A 20,677-nucleotide genomic window follows, 5' to 3' on the forward strand; every position below is an offset into this window, starting at 1 on the left:
AAGATCACAGGACTAGGTATGCCTAAAACCATGCGAGTTGCTTAAATTTCCCGCAAACGGTAGCATTTTAAGCCCAATTTGATTTAGGAAACAAAGCCCCACTGAGGTAGAAAAGCCTGACAAAAATCATCGACATGACAAAATAAGTCTACTAACTTACACATAGCTTGTTCCTTTATGATGAGTCCTTCTTGGTCGAAAGACCTGATCGCAGAACCAGCTTTTAGTTCCATTCAGTTTTTATCCCGAGTTCAGGTTAAGTAACTTCACCAATCTCTAGTGATTGGGGCGGTAAATACGTCACTCATTTTATGTTGCTTCCTAAAGAATTTGGTCATGTAAATGATTACCGCTGTGCTTGTATTAAAAGCGGCATTGAAGCTACTTTTTTGACCAAAATTAATGTTGGAAACACCAAGTTGGCGTGATAACTCCAATGTAGAAATACCGTTCTTTTCCTTTGTTAAAAAGTAAATAGCTAAAAAACATATTTTTATCGGTAATTTGGATGCTGAAATCAAGATACCAGAAGTTAAGGATGCTTGGTGATGACAGCGATTACATTGATACCCCCTCTGGCTATTGCACTGAAAATAATCGTTGTTGGCATTGTTAATCAAATCACGCATACATGTAAGTTTATGAATTAAAAGGATCTTTTAAATCTCACCTTATTCTTTACCATAACGATTATATCTAGCACATTGTCTATTAATTTTAGCCTATGGGAGCTGAGGTAAAGCTATACGTATCAAGCGGGCTGCTTAGCTCATTCCCTACAAGGAAGGCGTAACCTTATCAAAAAAGGGCTTCTAACAATTTAGCTATAGGTTGTCAAAAGCCATATAGTTCCAATAAGAAGTATAACTGTGTGGTTATCATAAACGTTCGTTCTCGGAGACTACAGTGTATCGAGTGAAACAATGACGAAGGGGAGGTTAAGCTTGAGGGACAACAATGCTTAGGTTGTAGAAATTTACGGCATGCTCAAAGCGCTTGAAAAGTTTACTGGATTTGGTATTCCTGAAATTCACAGTCTTGTTTAATAAACAGCCATCACAGGCACTTTGATGTTATAGTGTAATTACACAATAAGACATTTTGTTGTGACCTCTGTCACGGTGTTAAATATATTTATAAAGGTTGATAATGTATATAATTCAGTGATTTACTGAATTTTTGTCTTTTTATTCATCAGTTTAATTATAATTTCATTAATGCAACGTGTTGTATTTATTAAATCTTTAATTATTATGTGCCTCGTTGATGAAAAACTAGGAGTGTATGCAACATGAATATTAAACCAATGTCTTCTGTTTTAGCGAATTTGCAACTTGTGTATGTGTCAGATATTGAACGCTCAACTGATTTTTATAGATCTCTGTTCTGTATGGAGCCCATTTTTACTAGTCCTCGTTATGTTGCTTTTCCGGCTTCTGCTTCAGGAGAGGCACTTTTTGCTATCTGGTCGGGGGGGGAAACACCGGATCCAAAAGCTCAACGTTTTAGTGAGATTGGAATCATGCTTCCAACCAATGATGACGTGGATAATATGTTTAATATTTGGAAAGACAATCCAGATATTTCGATCGTAAAAGAACCTTATAAAGAAGTATTTGGCCTTACATTTTTAGTAAAAGATCCGGATGGAAATATCATACGAGTCAGTCCGTTAGATTAATATTAAATAAAAGAATCAACAGTGGTTGTGGTGCGCATGGGAGTCAAAGTTTGAACGTATTGTCGTGAAAGTGAAACAAGCAAGCTTTCAAGCACCAATAGAGTTAACTGGCTCCCTTATCCATTAACTTTCTTTATCGATTACTTTAATATCTTTTCCGCTAGCCTTTCGGAAAGGTATATATTAGAAAACTTTAAACATAAATAATTTAATGTACCAAAATTTATTTACTAACTCGTTTAAAATGATCTTTTGAGAATAATTATTTTTCCATGTTATAAGAGATACACGATAAGGTAATCTAGGGAGAGTTGGTTTTTTATTGAACGTAAATATTATTACTGGATAAAAAAATTTAAGGTCCGACGAGAATATTAACTTTTCACTACTCCTTTTATAAATTATATAGATGCGGAGAAAACTTTGATTATTATATAGGAAATAAGTTTATATATAATAAACTTTGCTCTAAGATGATAATTATTAGCATTAGTATTAGTATTAGTATTAGTTAATGTCATCAAAAAATTGAAATTAAATTAAGTGAAAATGTATTATTTATCGTTTCCTGTTTTATTTTAATAATGGATTAACATATGAATTCCAATGAAATAGATTTAGACAAAGTTAGAGAAATAAATCGTAAAGTAGTAGAGAAGTACCTAAAATATACTAAAGGTAATTTACGATTAGAAAGACACAAATTATACTCTGAAGAAGCTGAAGGTGGGTTATGGACCACTGAAACAGGTGAGCCAATTGTAATAAAAGGAATTGAAAACCTAGAGCGTCACGCACACTGGTCTTTACAGTGTTTCCCAGATTGGGAGTGGTATAATATTCAAGTTTTTATAACAGATAACCCAAACCATATTTGGGTTGAATGTGATGGTCGCGGTCTTATTCGATTCCCTAGTTATCCTGAAAGATATTATGAAAATCATTTTATTCACTCATTTGAATTGGAAGATGGCCTTATTGTTCGCAATCGGGAATTTATGAACCCTATTATGCAATTGAAGGCGCTGGATATAAAAGTACCTAAGATTAAACGCGAAGGCATTCCAGCTTAGTATAAATTATGGTGAGGTGAAAAACACTATATATAATCCTCACCATCTAAGAAATATTTATAATAAAGGAAAATAATGAGTAGAACACTAATTTCCGAACCTTACTGTTTGGGAAGTATTAATATCCCGTTAAAACAACCTTTAAATTGGGATGTAAATAACGAAAACTGTGCATTACTTATCCATGATATGCAGCGTTATTTTGTTAACGCTTTGTCGGATGAGCCTTCTAAAGAGATGACTTCCTCAATTTCAAATATTTTGCAGTGGGCGAGGAAAAATGACGTACCTGTTTTCTATAGCGCACAGCCGGGAAGAATGTCTGTAGAGCAACGTGGATTGCTTTCAGATCTATGGGGGCCAGGGATGAGAACCACCGAAGAAGATAGAAAAATAATTGAAGAATTGTCTCCACGACAGGGCGATGTGACCCTGACGAAGTGGCGTTACAGTGCATTTCATCACTCCGATCTACTTCCTCTTTTACGCTCTTATGGCCGTAATTCACTCCTGATCACAGGTATTTACGCCTCTGTGGGTCTTGTGGCAACGGCGATTGATGCGTTCAGTAACGACATTCGGCCATTTGTTGTGGCCGATGCCATAGCTGATTTTACGTTAGAAGGGCACCAGAAAGCAGTGAATTATTTATCAGATAACTGCGCTCGGGTAATCACAACATCGGAAATACTAAGCAATGAGTAAGTTACTTTCGTCCATTATTGCCGCTCCGGATCAGCCTTTTGCATTGTTATATCGGCCTTCTATAAATCCGGGCATTGCTGACATATTTCAATTAGATATTGACCAGTCAGAATCAATAGAAATGGCATTAGAGGGTATTGAAAAGCGACAGAAACTACTCTTACTTCCATTTAAGCAGGTAATAGAGCAGGGCTATTGTGCAGTTGATGATCATGTGCCGATTTTAAGTATGTCTGTCACAGAATCGGAACAAATACCATTAGATTCATTGATTGCAACATTGCCAGATTCTCCAATATCAATCAGTAACGCCCACTTCAATCTTGATGATGAGCAATTTGGTTGTAGGGTGTCTCATTTGATTGAAAATGAAATAGGTCAAGGGGCTGGCTCAAATTTTGTTTTGCATCGTAAGTTTCGAACAAATATTGATGCTCATGAACCAGGCAAGCTACTAAGTCTCTATCGTAGTTTGGTAGAGAGTGAGAAAAAAGCCTATTGGGTATTTCTAATTAATACAGGGAAGCAGGCATTTATTGGGGCCTCACCAGAGCTTCACGCTTCTTTGGATAATGGCGAAGTAAAAATGAACCCGATCAGTGGCACGTATTCATACCCGGATGAAGGCCCAGATGAAGTCTCATTCTTAAATTTTCTCTCTTGTCCAAAAGAGACCAATGAACTTTCAATGGTCGTTGATGAAGAATTAAAGATGATGTCTCGTTTATGCGAAAAAGGAGGAGAAGTTAGCGATTTAAGAATAAAACAATTAAGCCATGTAGCCCATACGGAATATATATTACGCGGGATTACAGATGCCAGTATTAGCTCGGTATTAAAAGAGACTTTGCCTACGCCTACCATAATAGGTAGCCCTGTTGAAAGTGCTTGTAGAGTGGTTACCCGTTATGAACCCGAAGGTCGGCGTTATTATAGTGGCGTTGTTGCCCTTGTCGACTCTAGAACTGGTTCTCCTACGCTAGATTCTGCAATCACGATTCGTACGGCTGAAATAACAGAAGCAGGTCAGGTCGAAATAGGGGTTGGTGCGACAATCGTTAAAGACTCTAACCCTGAGCGTGAAGCGAATGAAACCCGTAGTAAAGCAAGCTCTTTATACAGTGCTATGTTAAAAGAGAAACGAAATGATATCTCAGCCTATACTGTGGGTGATAAAAATAAACATAAGGAAAAATTGAACGAAATTCCATCCGTACAAGCTTTGTTAAAGAAAAGAAGCCATGAAAACTCGGTATTTTGGCGAACTAATCCAAATATTCGCAGTTGTAAATTAGAAGAATTTGTAGGTAAAAAAATATTAATTCTCGATTGCGATGATACCTTTACTTCAATGCTAAAAACCCTTCTTATTTCCCTAGGAACAATTGTTCGTATTGAGAAGGTAAGTAGTAAAATTAATATTCATCAATATGACATAGTTTTAGCAGGCCCAGGGCCGGGTAACCCATTGGATGATAACGACTCTAGAGTTATTGCAATGAAGAAGATTATCAAACGTATGATGCGTGAAAAAAAACCATTTTTCGCGGTATGCTTTAGCCATCAGATCCTTGCAACTCAACTAGGTTTGTCAATATCTCGATTGTCACCAACCAATCAAGGTGTACAAAAAACCATTTGTCTCGGAGAGCGAAAAGAAAAAGTTGGCTTTTATAATACTTTTTGCGCCGTTGCTAATAAGGAAACGGTATTAGCGAAACAAACGGAAGGTATCACATTATTTACAGATGAGCGTAATCAACAAGTACATGCGATTCAAGGAGAGACTTTCTCATCAGTTCAATTTCATTTGGAGTCATTCTTAACTATTGATGGTCCTCAAATTCTGGCTCGTTTTATTTTACCTCTTTTGACAAATAAATATTCAGGAATGAATGAACAATGCATACAAGATTAGATCTTGATTATAGCGTTACAAACGCTTTTACTCATACTCCATTACAAGGCAATCCAGTCGCAATATTTCATGATACAGAAGAATTATCTAGACTTGAAATGCAATCAATTGCTAGTCAATTACAGCTATCTGAAACAACGTTTATTAGTGAAAGAAAAAATGACGGAAGTGCAAAAGTAAAAATATTTACGCCAGTAAATGAACTTCCTTTTGCAGGGCATCCTTTAATGGGAACAGCAGGCGCATATGCACGTCGACATGGCTTAAAAGAGTTTGTATTCCACACCCAGAAAGGTGAAGTTCCTATATCAGTAATAAATCTTAGTGATACTGTTTGCGAGGTAACAATAAAAGTCCCACTTGCATGCTCTGAATATTTTCCCGAAAAAGAAAAACTACTGAAATCGTTGGGTCTGAATAAGACATTTCTTCCAATTGAAATTTATGATGCAGGTGCTAGGCATGTATTAGTTGCAGTAGACAACATTACCGATTTACATAGCCTTAAGCCAGATCATAACATATTAGAAGAATTCGAGAATATGGCAATTAATTGCTTCTGTTGGAATGGTGACAAAATAGAAAATAGAATGTTCTCACCCGCATATGGTGTAAAAGAAGATGCAGGAACAGGATCTGTTGTTTGGCCTATTTTACAACATCTTATTAAATATGATCAGTTTGAGATAAATAAAAAAATTAAAATTGAACAAGGTGTTCTTCTAGGGCGTCGTTGTGAAATGTTTGGTGAAATAAAAAATGATGGTATTAATAACTACGCAGAACTATCAGGAAAAGTTTGCCACTTTTCAGATTGTCATGCCAGTTTATAGTTAACAGTTAGTTCAATATAGAGGTTAAAATAATAATGGAAAGACTAGAGTCACTTAGTGGTAAATTAAACATTCCATTTCCACATTATGAAAACCCACCTTCGTCTCCGAAAGAAATAATAAATGAGTGGGTTAGGAGTGCGAGAGAAGAGAATGTAAGAGAGCCAGATGCTTATACTTTAGCTACATGCAACAAAAATGGTGAAATCACAATGCGAACTATGTTTCCTGTCCATTTTGATGGGGAGGTTATGTTATTTGCGACACATAGCTGTAGTCAAAAAGGGCATGATATTCGAGATACAGGTATAGCCAGTGCACATATTTATTGGCGAGAGATTGGCCGCCAATTAAGTGTAACAGGTTCTGTTGTATTAGCTTCCGATCAGGTGTCTCAGTCGACTTGGGATACAAGAAGTGCCGCATATGATCCTGTTTCAATGGCTTCAAATCAAAGTGAAGTTTTATCCGACTTATCCGTCTTGGTTAAAGAGGTATCCAAATATGATGGAAAAAATAAACTTCCACGGCCTGATCGCTTTGTTGTTTACCAATTAAATATTGAGCGGTGTGAATTTTGGTCCGCTACAAAAGACCGCATACACCAAAGACTAGTATATAAAGCCACAGACTCTGGATGGAACTATGAACGATTACAACCGTAATATCGAAATGCTTGAAAAGACGGAGTTTGGAGAGAATTCTGATGAATTTGTCCAAGCCATTATAAAGTGGCATTTTTCGGAAGAGACTGGAACAGATTTTTGGTTGTCAATAGAAAAAGAACTTGGTTTTGACCCAATTCGCGATGTTAAGACTATCGAAGACTTAAAAAAGTTTCCTGATGTTTCGGATCGCCTGCGTACAGTCCCCATTCATCACCTTTTGCCTCGCGGACTGAAAGGTAACAGTAACATATCAGTTTACGAAAGTGGGGGGACGACCGGCGAACCTAAATATGTCGTGGGCTATGATGAGTGGATAGAAAAGCTTGTAGATTGGAGAATGTCGGGTTATTTGAACAAACCAGGCCGACCAACAGGTAATACGTTGGCAGCAGTGCCGACAGGACCACATATTGTCGGTGAAATTAACAGACTTCGAGCTCAAAAATTAGGTGGATTATGCTTTACCATTGACATCGATCCTAGATGGGTAAAGCGGTTGATCAGCAAAGGAGATATGTCTTCTGTCCGTGATTATAGTGCGCACTTGGTAAGCCAGATAAAACACACTTTGTTGAATCAAAATATTCGTTTTTTGGTCACCACACCTCCGGTGCTACGCGAACTCGTGAAATGCCCGGAACTTGTTTCTCACATGAGGAATACGTTAACTCAAATTACTCTTGGAGGAACGGAGATAGATTTAGATGAGGTAAAGTTTATTTCAGGTGAAATTTTACCGAACATAGAGTTTAGCGCCAGTTACGGCAGTACTTCTGCATTAGGGCTATCTCGCTCAAAGTTGATTGATGAAGAAAGTACGCAGATAGAGTATGACAGCTTTAGCCCATTCATTACTTATGATGTAGTTAAAAAAAATACATTAGAAACGGTTGAGTATGGACAAAGAGGTCTAGTCGTTGTCTCTCATTTAAGCCGTTATGCATTTTATCCTCGAATCCTCGAGAGAGATACAGCAATACGATTGCGTGGTAGCGGGATGATGGGGGATCGCTTAGCAAACATTGCGGCGGAGCAGATATTTAGCGGACGTAAAGTCATTGAGGGTGTCTATTAATGGACGGTCCACAAAAAGCTATGGTAGAGCTATTACCACTCATTGAGGCTGTATCCCCTATGAGGAAAAAAAGTTTTACTCGTTGGAAAGCTATATGTGATATCTCAGGAAATCCTGTATCGAAACTGGCACAAATGCCGTCAGTATATACAAATCAGGTAATTCAGAGGCTTAGAACTGGGGTTAACCTTTCAGCAGCTGACCTATCGGCTGCACTAGAGCGCGCGAGTAAATTATTCCTAGAAGCGGAAATATGCGGCTTGTCGCCTTCTGACTACGTTGCAGCGGTATCATCAGTAACTGGTTTACCTGAAAAGGTTATAAGCAATGCATTGGAGAAAATTGCTGAAGCGACAGCAAGAGCACCAAAATATGCCAAGCTGGGTATACCAAAAGGTGTGCCGGATTTATGCGTGCCTGAACTTCAAATTAAAGGTTGCGCAAAGCAGATCCGCAAAGGCGATGTACTGAGCGTTATCGCACCTGGTAATGGTCCAGGTGTACACTCGATTTGGCCACAGGCAATAGCGCTCGGGTACCGTGTTGTATTAAGGCCCTCAGACAGAGAACCTTATACGGCACAGCGCCTCATTAATGCAATGTCCGAAGCTGGGCTTGATGAATATGTAGCAATGCTGCCAACGGATCATCTTGGTGTTGATGAGTTGGTTCAATCGGCGGATCTATCCATTATATACGGCGGAGATGCATTGGTTGAACGTTATGAAGGCCGCAGTGATGTGCTGGTACAGGGCCCGGGGCGTTCTAAATTGGTAATTGGGGCGGACTACCCGAAAGAGTTGGCATTGGAATTGGTTTTTGAATCTGTCGTTGGCTTGGGTGGTGCAGCGTGTGTATGCGCCAGTAGCGTACTTGTCGAAAAAGATGCACCAACTTTTGCAGATGAGTTTTATACGTATGCCAAGGAAAGGCTACAGGATAAAAATCTGCGAGAAAGTTACCTACCACAACTAACAGAAGATCGCTATATGTGGTGGCTAGAGCAGGTCCGAGACCGTAAAGATGTCTTGGTAAATCAGCCTGAAGTATTTACTGATTCATCGGGGGAAAAGCGTGTAATGCCGATAATTATGTTAGCAAACTCGGCTTTAAGCCCCTTGGTGCAACTTGAGCTTCCGATCGCGGCGGTTACCTTTGCACCCATAGAGAATGAAGATGGATTTACATCACTTGCTAATTCTTTGGTAGTAACTGTTGCTTCGGATAAGTCGTCCCTCATTTCGAAAATAGAAGCGATTCAAAGTATTCGAAATTTGTATTTAGGTCAGGTTCCTACAAATTGGATGCAGCCGCATGTTCCTCACGATGCTTATATTTCTGAATTTCTTATGTCTACCAGAGGATATTGTGCGAATTATATTAACTAAGTTTATATCTGGTGAACGATTATTCAAATAACAAAGTAAAAATATATTAAGGTATGAAAATGGAAAATATTAAAAACAAAGAATACGATAACGCCGACTTTCAAGGTGTTTATCAAGGGAAAACGTTATTATCTAGCGTAAAAATCACTTCGGTTCCATGGGATATTGGGGAGGCTCAGCCAGTAGTATTAGATATTCTAAAAAGCAGAGAGCCAAATAAACTATTAGATGTAGGCTGTGGCCTAGGACTTAACGCTAAAGCTGCAGCTGACATTGGATATGAAGTGACGGCGATTGATAGCGCTTCCAAAGCGATTGAAAACTGTAAGCGTGCTAATGATCAGCGTATTGACTTTAAAGTAGCTAATGCTTGCGACACTATGTTACTCGAAAAGTATGACATCATCTTAGACTCAGCCACTTATCATTCTATTCCTTCTATAAATAGATTGAGCTATATGAGAGAGATGCGTAGATTAGCAGGTGAAAATACCGAGTATCATCTTATTACGTTTGCAACTTCAAAGAATGGTATGCCTAAACCTTTGGCTATTGAACTCTCAGAAATTATAGACTTAGCAGAAAAAAGTGATTGGAAAATTGAATCCGTATCTCGTGTGAACTATAAAGGAAATTACGATTCGATTGCCGATTTTTGTGAAAAGAAAAACCTTAACATACTATTAGATGAGGAAGGGTTTACACGTCTTCCAAGTTGGCATGTTATTTTGAAATCCAGTTTGTAAATACTCTTTCATAATTAAAAGTTAATATTATAGGATTTAAATATGAGCCAGAGAACAATGGCTTTTATGGGGCTATGCCTTGGTTTTTTCATTGTAATGATGGATACGACCACTGTACCTCTTATTTATACATCGTTGATTACCGAATTTAATATTAGTCCTGCGACTGCTGCTTGGGTTAATAATGGATATCTAATAACATACGCAGCATTCTTATTATTGGGTGGTCGTTTAGGTGACACATATAATAGAAGGTTAATTATTTCTTCGGCATTAGTTTTAATATCAATGGGAGCGTTAATTAGCGGGTTCGGTAATAATTTATCTGAAATAATAGCAGGGCGAGCAATAATGGGGATTGGTGCTGGCTTACTTACACCGCAAAGTATGGCATATATATCCATATTATTTGCTCAAGAAGGACGCGGAAAAGCATTTGGTATATGGGGCGCTGTTGCAGGCATTGCAACGGCAACTGGTCCAGTGGTAACGCAGATGTGTCTTCACTTGGCAGATTGGCGTTGGGTTATGTGGATTAACATTCCTCTAGCTGCGTTTGCATTAGTCACAACATATATGCTGCTTCCCAACACAAAAGGTTTAGGCCTGAAAGTTAAGGAGCTATTTTTCACGGGTGCATTTGGACTTTCAATTTCAGCCGTGATTCTGGGCCTTCAGCTAATACATAGTTGGGATGATTATTCCGTTGTTGTATCTCTTCTTTTGTTTTTGGGTGGGAGTGCAGCTATTTGGCTACTATGGTATGAGTTGCACTCTCGTACAGCTTGTATTCTACCGTTTGAGATCTGGAAGAATAAATCGTATTTAAGAACATGTCTTATTTCAGGTGTACTTGGACTAAGCTTGACTGCATTTTATTTGCCTCTTGCTTACTTAATTGAAATAAAGATGAATTTTGGACCAATGGCTATTAGTGTCATCATGATATCTATTGCGATTGCAAATGCATTGATAGGGCCTATGGCTGGCAATTTGTCAGATAAGATAGCTCCTGAAGGGATCGTCCGTTATGGTCTTCTTTCATTCTCTATAGCTGCTTTGATGTTAGGCGTGGTCGGTATTTTCTTTAATGGTGGAACATTTGCCTTTATTACAATACTCGTTGCTATGGTATTCGCTGGGGCGGGAACTGGATTGGCATTTGCACCTTTAGCTAATTTGGCATTAAGACAGGCAACATCGGAATCTATCGGACGTGCAGCTGCATTTTTTAACGCTTCACGGCAATTAATGAGTGCTATGGGGAGTGTTGTTATAGCGTTGATGTTCGATTATGTGATCCGGAGTTCTAACGAAAATATTTCGCCTAATAACTTAGAACCATATTCACCGAGTGTTGCATCAGCAGCTTTAGTTAGTTTTTGCTTCATTGCTTTGTGTTTAGCTGTTGGTGCATGGCTGTCTCGTAGTTACTCAGTTCAGGGCCAGCAGGTCAATCAAAATTAATTAAGAAAAGGAATAAATGATGAATATTTGGGTAGTGAGTGGTTGCTCAAGTGGCTTAGGCTACTGTTGGACTGACTCCATTATTAGAGAACGGAAAGGTAAAGTTATTGGTATTACTCGGTCAGAAGAAGCTGCTAGAGAAATGTCAGAAATATATCAGGATAAATTTATTCCCTGTATCTCTGATGTAGGCGATGAAAAACAATTAGCAGAAAAATTAACGGCTCTGGTTAAAGAAGTTGGCACACCTAGTCGAATTGTAACCAGTGCAGGATATGCCCAATTCGGTACGCTAGAAGATTTATCTAATGAGCAGCTACGTGATCAATTTAAAACGAATGTAGAGGGTACGCTAAATGTAATTAAGCCGCTCTTACCTGCGATGCGGCAATTAGAAGAGGCGAGAATATTGCTGGTTTCTAGTATGAGCGGTGTGTCGTGTTGGCCTTTACTTGGTGCTTACCAAATGAGTAAACATGCAATTGAAGCAATCGGAGAGACATTACGTCTTGAGCTTGGAAACACAAATATCCAAGTTGGGATTATTCAGCCAGGCCCTTATAAAACAGGTTGGGCGACGCTCTCAGCACGCAGAGAAAAAATTGGTGAAGCCTACGATGAAGAAGCACTAAAACAGCAAGCGACATGTGGCTTTACTGTTGAAGAGCCTTCTGAGAGCCTACCATTTTTCTGGAAGATGTTTGATTCTGCTGAAATGCCACTGCGTATTGCTACATCTGAATCTTTTGTAAAGCGTGCTTGTGTACAAGCGGAAGAAAATATGCGGGCGTGGAGGGCACCTTTTGAATAATCAATATTTACGTTATCCGGCTTTTTTAAAAGAAAACATTGAAGCCATTGTAGCTTCATACGCTTTCGATAAAAAAACAGAGATACCAGCTGAGGACACCATGTCTCAGCTGAAAAAAAGCCCTTTACTCAAAATTCTGCAAGAAAATAGAAGTGATGGAGTTGGAACCTTATCGGAAGTTATGTTTGTCTGCCGGGAGCTCGGAAAAGTAGACGCATCTTTAGGTTGGCTGGTAGGCGTTTCCAACTCCGCGTGGTCGATGCGAGGAAATTTTGAACTCTGTGATATCACAAGCGCTAGCATGGAAGAAAACGCTCTTATGTCAATGGTCTTAGGCAGGCCTGGGGACTTGAAACTCGCACCTGATGGCAAGGGGTGGCTGCTAAGTGGTCAGTGGAAATATTCTTCAGGTTTTCCTTGGTCATCATACTTCTTTGGGTTGGCGATGGCAGAAGATAATCAAGTACGCGTTGTTGTTGTACCGTCAGATAAGCTAGAGGTCGTAGCTGAGTGGAATTCTTCTGGCTTGGTTGGAACTCAAAGTGTGATGGTCAGTGCATCCGATATTTATATACCTGAACAGTTTGCTATCGATTATCAGCCAATAATATCGGGAGAGTTCAAAAAAGGCTCAGTCGAACCATCTTATTCTCGATATTTTACCGGTGTACTAATGAATTGTTTAGTGGGAACAATATTAGGTGCAACTGAGTCTGCCTTGTCATTTGTTACAGAAAACGCTGAACGGCCCATTGCAGGCAGTACGTATACATCAATGAGTTGCTCTGGTCCAGTTCGTTATGAACTCGGAAGGCTGAGTAGTAGTTTAGATTCTCTTGTATGTCTTGCTGAATACAACGCTTGCGTTGTAGATAATGCGGTGCATAACGGAATGCAATCACTCACTGATGCGCAAAGGGTAGATATTCGATCTAGGGCTACACAAATCATGAGGGGGTGTACAGATATCGTTCATTCCTTGCTCTGGCTATATGGTTCATCCGGTATAGACAAAAGCTGCCCACTTGAAAAAATTTGGCGGGACGTAAATGTTGGCGCACGACATGGGGGGTTTGCCAAGCTTGTTCCAGAAGAACTTGCTGGAGTCACATTGCTAGGTGGTGATCCTACTAGTATTTCACGGATGTTTTAATTGTTCCTCTCTTGCATATGATGGTGCTGAGCCAACGTGATGTGTAAGAGAGGCATGTTGAAAAGGAAAAATGGATGAATTGCCATATAAATACTTGGCTGACAGATACTGGACTAGCTCCCTTAAATAGCTCACTTACTCATATCTTGGAAAATAACCCGAGTGCGCAGGCTTATGCAGAGGAAGATTATAGACTCAGTTACGCACAGTTAGTATCGATAGCTGGGGGTTGTGCGGTTAATTTGAGAGCTGCTGGTTTGACAGAAGGGGATAGAATCGCGTTGGATGCCCCCAGATCGCGTGAGTTATTTATTATTATTGTTTCATGTTTGATATCAGGAATCTCATTTATTTCAGTCCCGCGGACATATGGAACTGAACAAAAAAAGCAATTTGCTGAAGATACTTACTGTGCAGCGATTTATTCTTTGTCTGAAATTTTTTCTGATGCAGACATTAAAATAAAAGACTTAGGAAATTTAAGTTTACTGGAGAGTGCATCTAAGCGACGTATTCATAATCAAATGTCTGGTAGAGAAGTATATTGTGTCCGTACATCAGGAACAACGGGGAACCCAAAAGTAGTGCCGATACATATGAGCCAAATTTCTGGGTTTTTTGAAGATGTTTTAAGTGGATTTGATATTTCTAGTGGCCGTCGTTGGTTATGGGTACATGATTTATCTTTTGATCTTTCGATTTGGGAAGTAGTTGGTTGTTTAGTTTATGGTGGGTGCCTTGTCGTTCTGAAAGAAGAAGAAAAACGTGATCCGAAAAGAATTTGGAATACACTGGAACAGTATCGAATAAACCAGATTATTCTGACGCCTTCCGAATTCAGGTTTATATTCAAAGAAAGCAAGGTTCCATATTTGTCTCAATTAAGCCTTGAGGAAATACTATTCTGTGGAGAAAAGCTTTCTGTTGAAACTATTAGGGAGTTTTACCAAGAATTAAAATCTAATAATGTTAATTTAGTAAATACATATGGACCGTCTGAAGCAACAATATTTTGTTCGTCTCATGTCGTGAAAGATAAAGACATACATGACGGCTCCATTCCTATTGGGAAGCCTTTCCCTAATATGGATTTTTCATTAGTAAATATGGAAAATGAAATTAATGGTGAGCTGATATTAACTGGTAAACAAGTTTTTGATGGCTATGATAGGCAACCTTTATCTACTCATGAATACTTAACCGGAGATATTTGCCGAAAAGGTGAAAATGGTGAGTATTATTATGTTGGGCGAAAAGGAGGGTTTCATAAGGTTAATGGCTATCGGATTGATTTGCTAGAGATAGAAGAGTTTTTACAGTCAATCCCCGGTGTTGGTGAAGCCACTTCTTGGGTAGAAGAGAACCGTGAAAATGGTTCTATACTAATTGCAGCAATTAATGTGATGGATGGATACCAGATTTCAACGCGAGAATTACGTAAGCATTGTAGCCATTTATCTCCTTGGTTACGTCCTGCTCGCTATTTAACCGTACTTCAAAGCGATTGGCCCATGAATATACGTGGAAAGACAGATAAAGAAGAACTAAAAAGAAGGTTTCATGAAAAATAAAGGAAATATGCTAGATGTTCTGATTGATGAAATTAAAGTTATATTAAATGAATCGGATGTCAGACCCGAAGACAACTTTATAGAAATCGGAGGTAACTCTATTATGGCCATAAACATTTGTGCCCGATTGGAAGAAAGGAACTTTATTAATGTAAACCTTGAACATTTGTTAGGTGAACAGATAGGCAATGTCGTGCTCATGAAGAAGTCAGGTTGAAAATAGATGAAAATAGTTAGTATAGATTGTCAGCTTACTAAAGCGGAACGCTTACAGAATGTTGATCACCCTAATAAAATGCAGATAAAGACTCTTGAGCGTTCTGGGTATGATCAATACTGGATTGAGCCAAACGGGGTCCGTGAAATGGCAGCTTCGGCTGCAAAGAAAGCTATTTCAAAATTGAATATCCACACTAAGGATATCGATTTTATTATTGCTGGCCAATCAGGTGTTCCTGATTATATTGGCATTGATTTAGCTTGTCAGGTTGGCGCTGAGCTAAATTGTAAAAGTGTACGTACAATGAACCTTGTTGAAGGTTGCGCTAGTGGTATTAGTGCCTGGATGCATGCGTCATCATTCGCTAAATCGCTGCCAGTGAATAAAGTTGGACTCATAGTGCTTTCACAGCGAATTAGTGATTCTCACCAGGATAGATTTGGACTAATGAATGCTATTTTAAGTGATGGGGCAGCGGTTGCGGTAGTCGCTGGAGATAGTTGGAGTTTAGATGGACCAAGTTTGCGATATCTCGCCGCTGAAGACATCTCAGATTGTCGTTATGTAGACATGATGCGCGTAGAACATGGTGGCGGAAAACAACCCTATGTATCTGAAACACTAGATCCTAGAAAAGATAAATTAGGAAGAGAACGTATCATGGATATATATCGTTTTGATGCAGATGCACTTACCGAATTTTTGAAATTACGCTCAGATAATAATATTGATATTATAAGAAGAGTCATTTCTGAAGTTGGACGTGAATTAAATCGTCCTTTCTTGATACAGACCCTTGAAGGTAAGCAAAGTATTAAATCACTATGTAATGAGTTGGGTATACCTACAGATAGAAGCAATTTAGATTTACTACCTAAATTAGGCCATATAGGGTGCGTTGATTTACTTATCTCGCTTAAAATTCTTGTGGAAGAAGATAAAATTAAACCTGGTGACGATATTGTGATGAGTACTATATCTACTGGACTAAAGTGGGGAGCAGCAGTATTCGAATATGATGAAAGTTGATATATTTAAATATGAATTTTATTAATGGTCATAAAGGTATATATTGTTATGTTTAATTTAACTGGTCTTGATATTATTAAGGTTACGATTATATCAGGAATAGCAGTTTGGTGTTTTATTGAATCCTGGGGAGTTATTAAAGATTATTTAGGTGCAAAACGTTTGGTCAGTAAGGTTATGAATATGGAGCTTATCCAGGAACCACCGATGGTTCCAACTAAACTATTACACCGTAGAGTTTCTAATGAAATACTTCATCATATCAGCACCGTTACTTTGATATTTTTTAATGCGACGGCATCTTTGATTTTATTTTTGGCCTTATATAACTTTGTTTTTGGAGATGTGTCGATTAGTCTTAAAAGACTAGAGTTCATCGAATTGGCTAACTACGGGCTATCAGTGTTTATTACTATGGGGTTTTTATTAAGTTCTGGTGGAGTTTGGTTTGCTTATTATATTAAGCATTTTGAACTTATGATTACACATTTCTTATTGATTATCCTAGGAATATCCAGTTCTATAATTATTAATTTCCCTACGGTATATTAAGAAGTAAAGTTTCGAGTTAAATATTTGTTAGATTAGCATCACAAAATGAATGTAGTGATGCTAGAAATTTAAACGGTTTTCATCTTAATTTTTTTAAGAGTAAAATAGTGAGATAGAGTTACAAAATGCAAACAGCAAAGCTATGTAGTATCACTACACCTAATTACGAAAAGTTAATTACACCAGAAGCCCTCAAGAATGAGCACCCAATTTCATCAGAAATTCAATTTGAAATTATTAAGTTTAGAAAAACGATTTCAGACATTGTATCTGGACGAGATAACAGATTGATGGTGATATGTGGTCCTTGTTCTATTCATGATCCTGTGGCTGCAATTGACTATGCCCATCGTTTTAAAGAGCTTTCCAAAAAAGTAGAAAACAATATGTTTTTGGTTATGAGAACCTATTTTGAAAAGCCTCGAACTAAGGTTGGGTGGAAAGGGTTTATTAACGATCCTAGTTTGGATGGAGCATGTGATATTGAAGAAGGGCTTATAACTGCTAGAAAGCTTCTCATTAAGTTAGCTAGTTCTGGTGTTCCCCTAGCTACAGAAATACTTGATCCAAATATATCACACTATATAAAAGATCTTTTGAGTTGGTCTGCAATTGGTGCACGAACCACTGAGTCTCAAATTCACAGGGAAATAGCTTCTGGGCTTTCTATGCCAGTGGGCTTCAAAAACAGTACAAACGGTAGCGTGTCGTCGGCACTTAATGCGATTCAGGCCGCTTCTATACCACATAGCTTTGTTGGAATAGATGCGCAAGGCTCAATTAGCCTATTACGTTCGCAAGGAAATTCAAATGGACACATAATCCTTCGGGGAGGAAGTAAACCTAACTATGGACCTGAAGACATAAAAGAATGTGAGCAAGAGTTATCGCTTGCAGGGCTGTCCCCATCGATTGTAGTGGATTGTAGTCATGGAAATTCTCAAAAAGACTATCGTAATCAGCCAATAGTAGCCCAGGCTGTTGTCGAACAAATTAAAGAAGGAAATACTTCAATCAAAGGTATTATGCTAGAAAGTAATATCAATGCCGGAAATCAAAAATTGAAGGGCTCTTTACAAGAGTTGGATTATGGTATTTCGATTACGGATGCATGCATAGATTGGGTTACAACAAAAAATTTACTGCTTTCAATAAATCAAGAGCTCTCTAGTGGTAACATAATCCCGTCGTCTTAATTACATTAAAGCTTTCCTGATCACATTAATCACGAATGAATTTATTTTAAGCTATAGTAGTCGCACAAAGATAACTCGATGGGCACGGTTCTCGATATTGTGGCATGTTTCGGATTATAGGATTACTTAATTTGGGTACAATTCGGCGAATAGTTTCGTGTATACGGGATTATGTTTGCTAGCCATTACACTTACTTGCCCTTCTTACTTATGGAAGAAAGAAGGGCTTACAATATTTCCCAGAGACTCATCATCGATTAAATGTAGAGGGGCTAAATTGTTTTGTCCACTAAACTTACAACCTAATGAAATCGTGTTTTTTGATCCGAAGCTTATAGTAAAAACTAGTTATCCCTATGTAGTGGTCAACTAAAATTGGCCACAGTTTTGTAAGTTTCCCCAGTACTGCTTTTCCGACTCATTCGGCGTCAACCCACCGTTGTATTGATGGGGCCTTATCTGGCTGTAATACCTAATGATGTAGTTTGTAATAGACTGCCGAGCATCAGCTACACTTTGATACCCACAGGCAGGGACCCATTTGGACTTTAAGCTTCTGAAGAAGCGCTCCATCGGAGCGTTGTCCCAACAATTCCCTCTTCGAGATAAGCTTTGCTTAATTTGATAACGCCATAATGTTTGTCGGTATTTTCTACTTGTGTAGTGGCTGCCTTGATCGCTATGGAACATGACTCCTCGTGGCCTATCACGATGTTCGTAAGCAATTTTAAGCGCTTTACTCGTTAAGTTACTATCTGGTGATAGTGATATCGCCCAACCAATCGGCTTCCGTGCGAATAAATCAATAACAATAGCTAAATAAGCCCAGCGATTGCCAGCCCAGATGTAAGTAACATCACCAACCCACACCTGATTTGGAGTCGTTACTGCGAACTGCCTATCAAGGTGATTGGGAATTTCTACATGCTCTTGGCTTTTTAGGTTATATCGATGCTTCGGAAGCTGACAACTGACTAATCCAAGTTGTTTCATTAACTTAGTTGCTCTGTAGCGACTAAGGTTAATACCTGCTGGCTAGGGTTCTTGCGCCAGTTGAACCATGACTTGCTGTATGTGCCTCACGGATAAGTGCCCTTAGCTTCAGCTCATCTGGCTTAGGCGATACTGGTGCTTTGCACCAATATCGATAGCTACTGCGATGAACACCAAATACGTTACATAGCCTTTGAACGCTATAGCTCTGTTTCAGTTTCTCGATTATCGAGAACTGTTCAGTGAGTCCGACATCAACAGAGCTGTAGCCTTTTTTAATATTTCATTATGCTCTTCTAGGTCAGCAATACGTTTTCTCAGCTCACGAAGCTCAATTTGCTCGGGTGTTAACGGAGAAGCTTTTGGAGTAATACCTCTCTGCTCTTGCTTTAACTGTCTAACCCATTTGTCCATTGCTGACTTGCTTATATTCATCGCAGCAGCAGTTTCAGTCACAGAGTAGCCTTGCTCAGTGACTAACTGAGCAGCTTCGAGTTTAAATTCTGGACTATAAGTTCTTCTTGTACGTTTGGTCATAGTGTCACCTGTTGTGTATGAGGTGCATCTTAGCACCTCTAATTAGGTGACCAAATTAACTATGCCACTACAATATCCAAGGGGCACTGCTTACTTTTATTTGTGTGTATCTGGCTAAAAACATTAATGCACCATATTCATATTTGTTTTGGGGAGTTGCTGCTATTGGGGTAATAGGTCTTCTGCTAAACCTGATCGCTACAGCGATATACCCAAATGCTGACATCGAGACTGACATAAAACAAGATGTAGTAGGCGATAATCAAGAATTAACTGACAAAGAGAAAAAATCTTTTTATAGAGTTTGGTTAGCTTTTGCTGGTCTAGATGGTTTATTAGGGCTAGTTTTTGGTGGTATACGGATTATTTGAGTCAAATGGAAACAATATAATCAATCACTTATTAATAGAGGTTCACTGACATTCTGGATTGATGAAAGAGCGATTGACCTGTGGAGAAGTGAGGCGAAGAAATCAATTCTGTGTTTCGGCTCGCCCAAGTTCCCTTATCTTGTCCTCATTATTCCTGTATCAGTAAACGAGCGAAATCCGTTAATGTCTCGTTTAAACCTAAAACAAAAGGAGCCATCAAGCACTTGGCCATCGATGCTACAGGCCTTAAAGTCTATGGTGAGGGAGAATGGAAAGTAAAAACACACGGCACAGATGGGAAGCGTAGAATGTGGAGAAAGCTTCACTTAGCCGTGGATGCGGACACTAACGATATTGTTGCAGCCGAACTCAGTTTATCCAATGTCACTGATGCTGAAGTTCTTCCACATTTGTTGAAACAGACGCGCAGAAAAATTATCGAGATATCCGCAGATGGTGCTTATGACACTTCCCAGTGTTATGAAGCTATTAGGGTCAAGTGAGCAATTCCTCTTATTCCACCAAGAATGAATGCGGTTTTGTGGGAAAAGTATCATCCACGTAACTTAGCCGTTGCTTGCCAGCAACTCTATGGTTCAAATAAATACTGGGAAAGTAAATACGGCTATCATAAACGCTCACTCTCAGAAACAGCGATGTATCGCTTTAAGAAACTGTTAGAAGGTACAT

General features: G+C 38.8%; 17 protein-coding genes and 3 pseudogenes. 18 read left to right on the forward strand and 2 right to left on the reverse strand.

Annotation, left to right across the window (positions count from 1 at the left end):
- Nucleotides 1–410: 410 nt before the first annotated feature.
- Nucleotides 411–575: pseudogene (locus tag MHO82_RS24795) on the reverse strand (IS1595 family transposase); the annotation flags it as partial.
- Nucleotides 576–1,291: 716 nt separating this feature from the next.
- Here MHO82_RS24795 and MHO82_RS24800 point away from each other — a divergent pair.
- The 17 genes from MHO82_RS24800 (at nt 1,292) to MHO82_RS24880 (ending at nt 18,086) form a co-directional block, all read left to right on the forward strand.
- Nucleotides 1,292–1,681: a VOC family protein gene (locus MHO82_RS24800; protein WP_239189123.1), complete on the forward strand. Its 390-nt coding sequence runs from the start codon at nt 1,292–1,294 to the stop codon at nt 1,679–1,681.
- A gap of 596 nt (nt 1,682–2,277) precedes the next feature.
- Nucleotides 2,278–2,754 carry a PhzA/PhzB family protein gene (locus MHO82_RS24805; RefSeq protein WP_239189125.1) on the forward strand — a complete coding sequence of 159 codons (477 nt, stop codon included), beginning with the start codon at nt 2,278–2,280 and terminating at the stop codon, nt 2,752–2,754.
- A gap of 75 nt (nt 2,755–2,829) precedes the next feature.
- Nucleotides 2,830–3,459: an isochorismatase family protein gene (locus MHO82_RS24810; RefSeq protein WP_239189127.1), complete on the forward strand. Its 630-nt coding sequence runs from the start codon at nt 2,830–2,832 to the stop codon at nt 3,457–3,459.
- The gene (locus tag MHO82_RS24815; RefSeq protein WP_239189129.1) at nt 3,452–5,377 is read left to right on the forward strand and encodes an anthranilate synthase family protein; all 1,926 of its coding nucleotides are present in this window, start codon (nt 3,452–3,454) and stop codon (nt 5,375–5,377) included. Before MHO82_RS24810 ends, MHO82_RS24815 begins: the two co-directional genes overlap by 8 nt.
- Nucleotides 5,362–6,210, forward strand: a complete 849-nt coding sequence (locus MHO82_RS24820; protein WP_239189131.1) for a PhzF family phenazine biosynthesis protein — start codon at nt 5,362–5,364, stop codon at nt 6,208–6,210. The genes MHO82_RS24815 and MHO82_RS24820 overlap by 16 nt, the downstream gene beginning before the upstream one ends.
- A gap of 35 nt (nt 6,211–6,245) precedes the next feature.
- Entirely contained in the window at nt 6,246–6,875 is a 630-nt protein-coding gene (locus MHO82_RS24825) for a pyridoxal 5'-phosphate synthase (protein ID WP_239189133.1), read from the forward strand.
- Nucleotides 6,856–7,953, forward strand: coding sequence for a hypothetical protein (locus MHO82_RS24830; protein ID WP_239189135.1), 1,098 nt, complete (start codon nt 6,856–6,858; stop codon nt 7,951–7,953). The genes MHO82_RS24825 and MHO82_RS24830 overlap by 20 nt, the downstream gene beginning before the upstream one ends.
- Complete coding sequence (locus MHO82_RS24835; RefSeq protein WP_239189137.1) at nt 7,953–9,341, forward strand: aldehyde dehydrogenase family protein; 1,389 nt, start codon at nt 7,953–7,955, stop codon at nt 9,339–9,341. The genes MHO82_RS24830 and MHO82_RS24835 overlap by 1 nt, the downstream gene beginning before the upstream one ends.
- Nucleotides 9,342–9,400: 59 nt before the next feature.
- Nucleotides 9,401–10,087 (forward strand): class I SAM-dependent methyltransferase, encoded by a 687-nt coding sequence (locus MHO82_RS24840; protein WP_239189139.1) that lies wholly within the window; start codon nt 9,401–9,403, stop codon nt 10,085–10,087.
- Nucleotides 10,088–10,129: 42 nt separating this feature from the next.
- Entirely contained in the window at nt 10,130–11,554 is a 1,425-nt protein-coding gene (locus MHO82_RS24845; protein ID WP_239189141.1) for an MFS transporter, read from the forward strand.
- Nucleotides 11,555–11,573: 19 nt separating this feature from the next.
- Nucleotides 11,574–12,365 carry an SDR family NAD(P)-dependent oxidoreductase gene (locus MHO82_RS24850; RefSeq protein WP_239189143.1) on the forward strand — a complete coding sequence of 264 codons (792 nt, stop codon included), beginning with the start codon at nt 11,574–11,576 and terminating at the stop codon, nt 12,363–12,365.
- On the forward strand, nt 12,358–13,518 hold the full coding sequence (locus MHO82_RS24855) for a hypothetical protein (RefSeq protein WP_239189145.1): 1,161 nt from the start codon (nt 12,358–12,360) through the stop codon (nt 13,516–13,518). Before MHO82_RS24850 ends, MHO82_RS24855 begins: the two co-directional genes overlap by 8 nt.
- 74 nt (nt 13,519–13,592) lie before the next feature.
- The gene (locus tag MHO82_RS24860; protein ID WP_239189147.1) at nt 13,593–15,089 is read left to right on the forward strand and encodes an AMP-binding protein; all 1,497 of its coding nucleotides are present in this window, start codon (nt 13,593–13,595) and stop codon (nt 15,087–15,089) included.
- Nucleotides 15,079–15,306 carry a phosphopantetheine-binding protein gene (locus tag MHO82_RS24865; RefSeq protein WP_239189149.1) on the forward strand — a complete coding sequence of 76 codons (228 nt, stop codon included), beginning with the start codon at nt 15,079–15,081 and terminating at the stop codon, nt 15,304–15,306. Before MHO82_RS24860 ends, MHO82_RS24865 begins: the two co-directional genes overlap by 11 nt.
- Before the next feature lie 6 nt (nt 15,307–15,312).
- Complete coding sequence (locus MHO82_RS24870; RefSeq protein WP_239189152.1) at nt 15,313–16,338, forward strand: 3-oxoacyl-[acyl-carrier-protein] synthase III C-terminal domain-containing protein; 1,026 nt, start codon at nt 15,313–15,315, stop codon at nt 16,336–16,338.
- A gap of 48 nt (nt 16,339–16,386) precedes the next feature.
- Nucleotides 16,387–16,890, forward strand: coding sequence for a DUF2165 family protein (locus MHO82_RS24875; RefSeq protein WP_239189154.1), 504 nt, complete (start codon nt 16,387–16,389; stop codon nt 16,888–16,890).
- Nucleotides 16,891–17,015: 125 nt separating this feature from the next.
- On the forward strand, nt 17,016–18,086 hold the full coding sequence (locus MHO82_RS24880) for a 3-deoxy-7-phosphoheptulonate synthase (protein WP_239189156.1): 1,071 nt from the start codon (nt 17,016–17,018) through the stop codon (nt 18,084–18,086).
- A 369-nt stretch (nt 18,087–18,455) separates the two neighbouring features.
- Here the strand turns inward: MHO82_RS24880 and MHO82_RS24885 are convergent.
- A pseudogene (locus tag MHO82_RS24885) lies at nt 18,456–19,616 on the reverse strand (IS3 family transposase).
- Nucleotides 19,617–20,017: 401 nt separating this feature from the next.
- On the opposite strand from MHO82_RS24885, the pseudogene MHO82_RS24890 reads away from it, so the two are divergent.
- Nucleotides 20,018–20,677: pseudogene (locus tag MHO82_RS24890) on the forward strand (IS5 family transposase); the annotation flags it as partial.

This window comes from Vibrio sp. Of7-15, from assembly GCF_022347565.1.
Lineage (GTDB): Bacteria > Pseudomonadota > Gammaproteobacteria > Enterobacterales > Vibrionaceae > NORP241.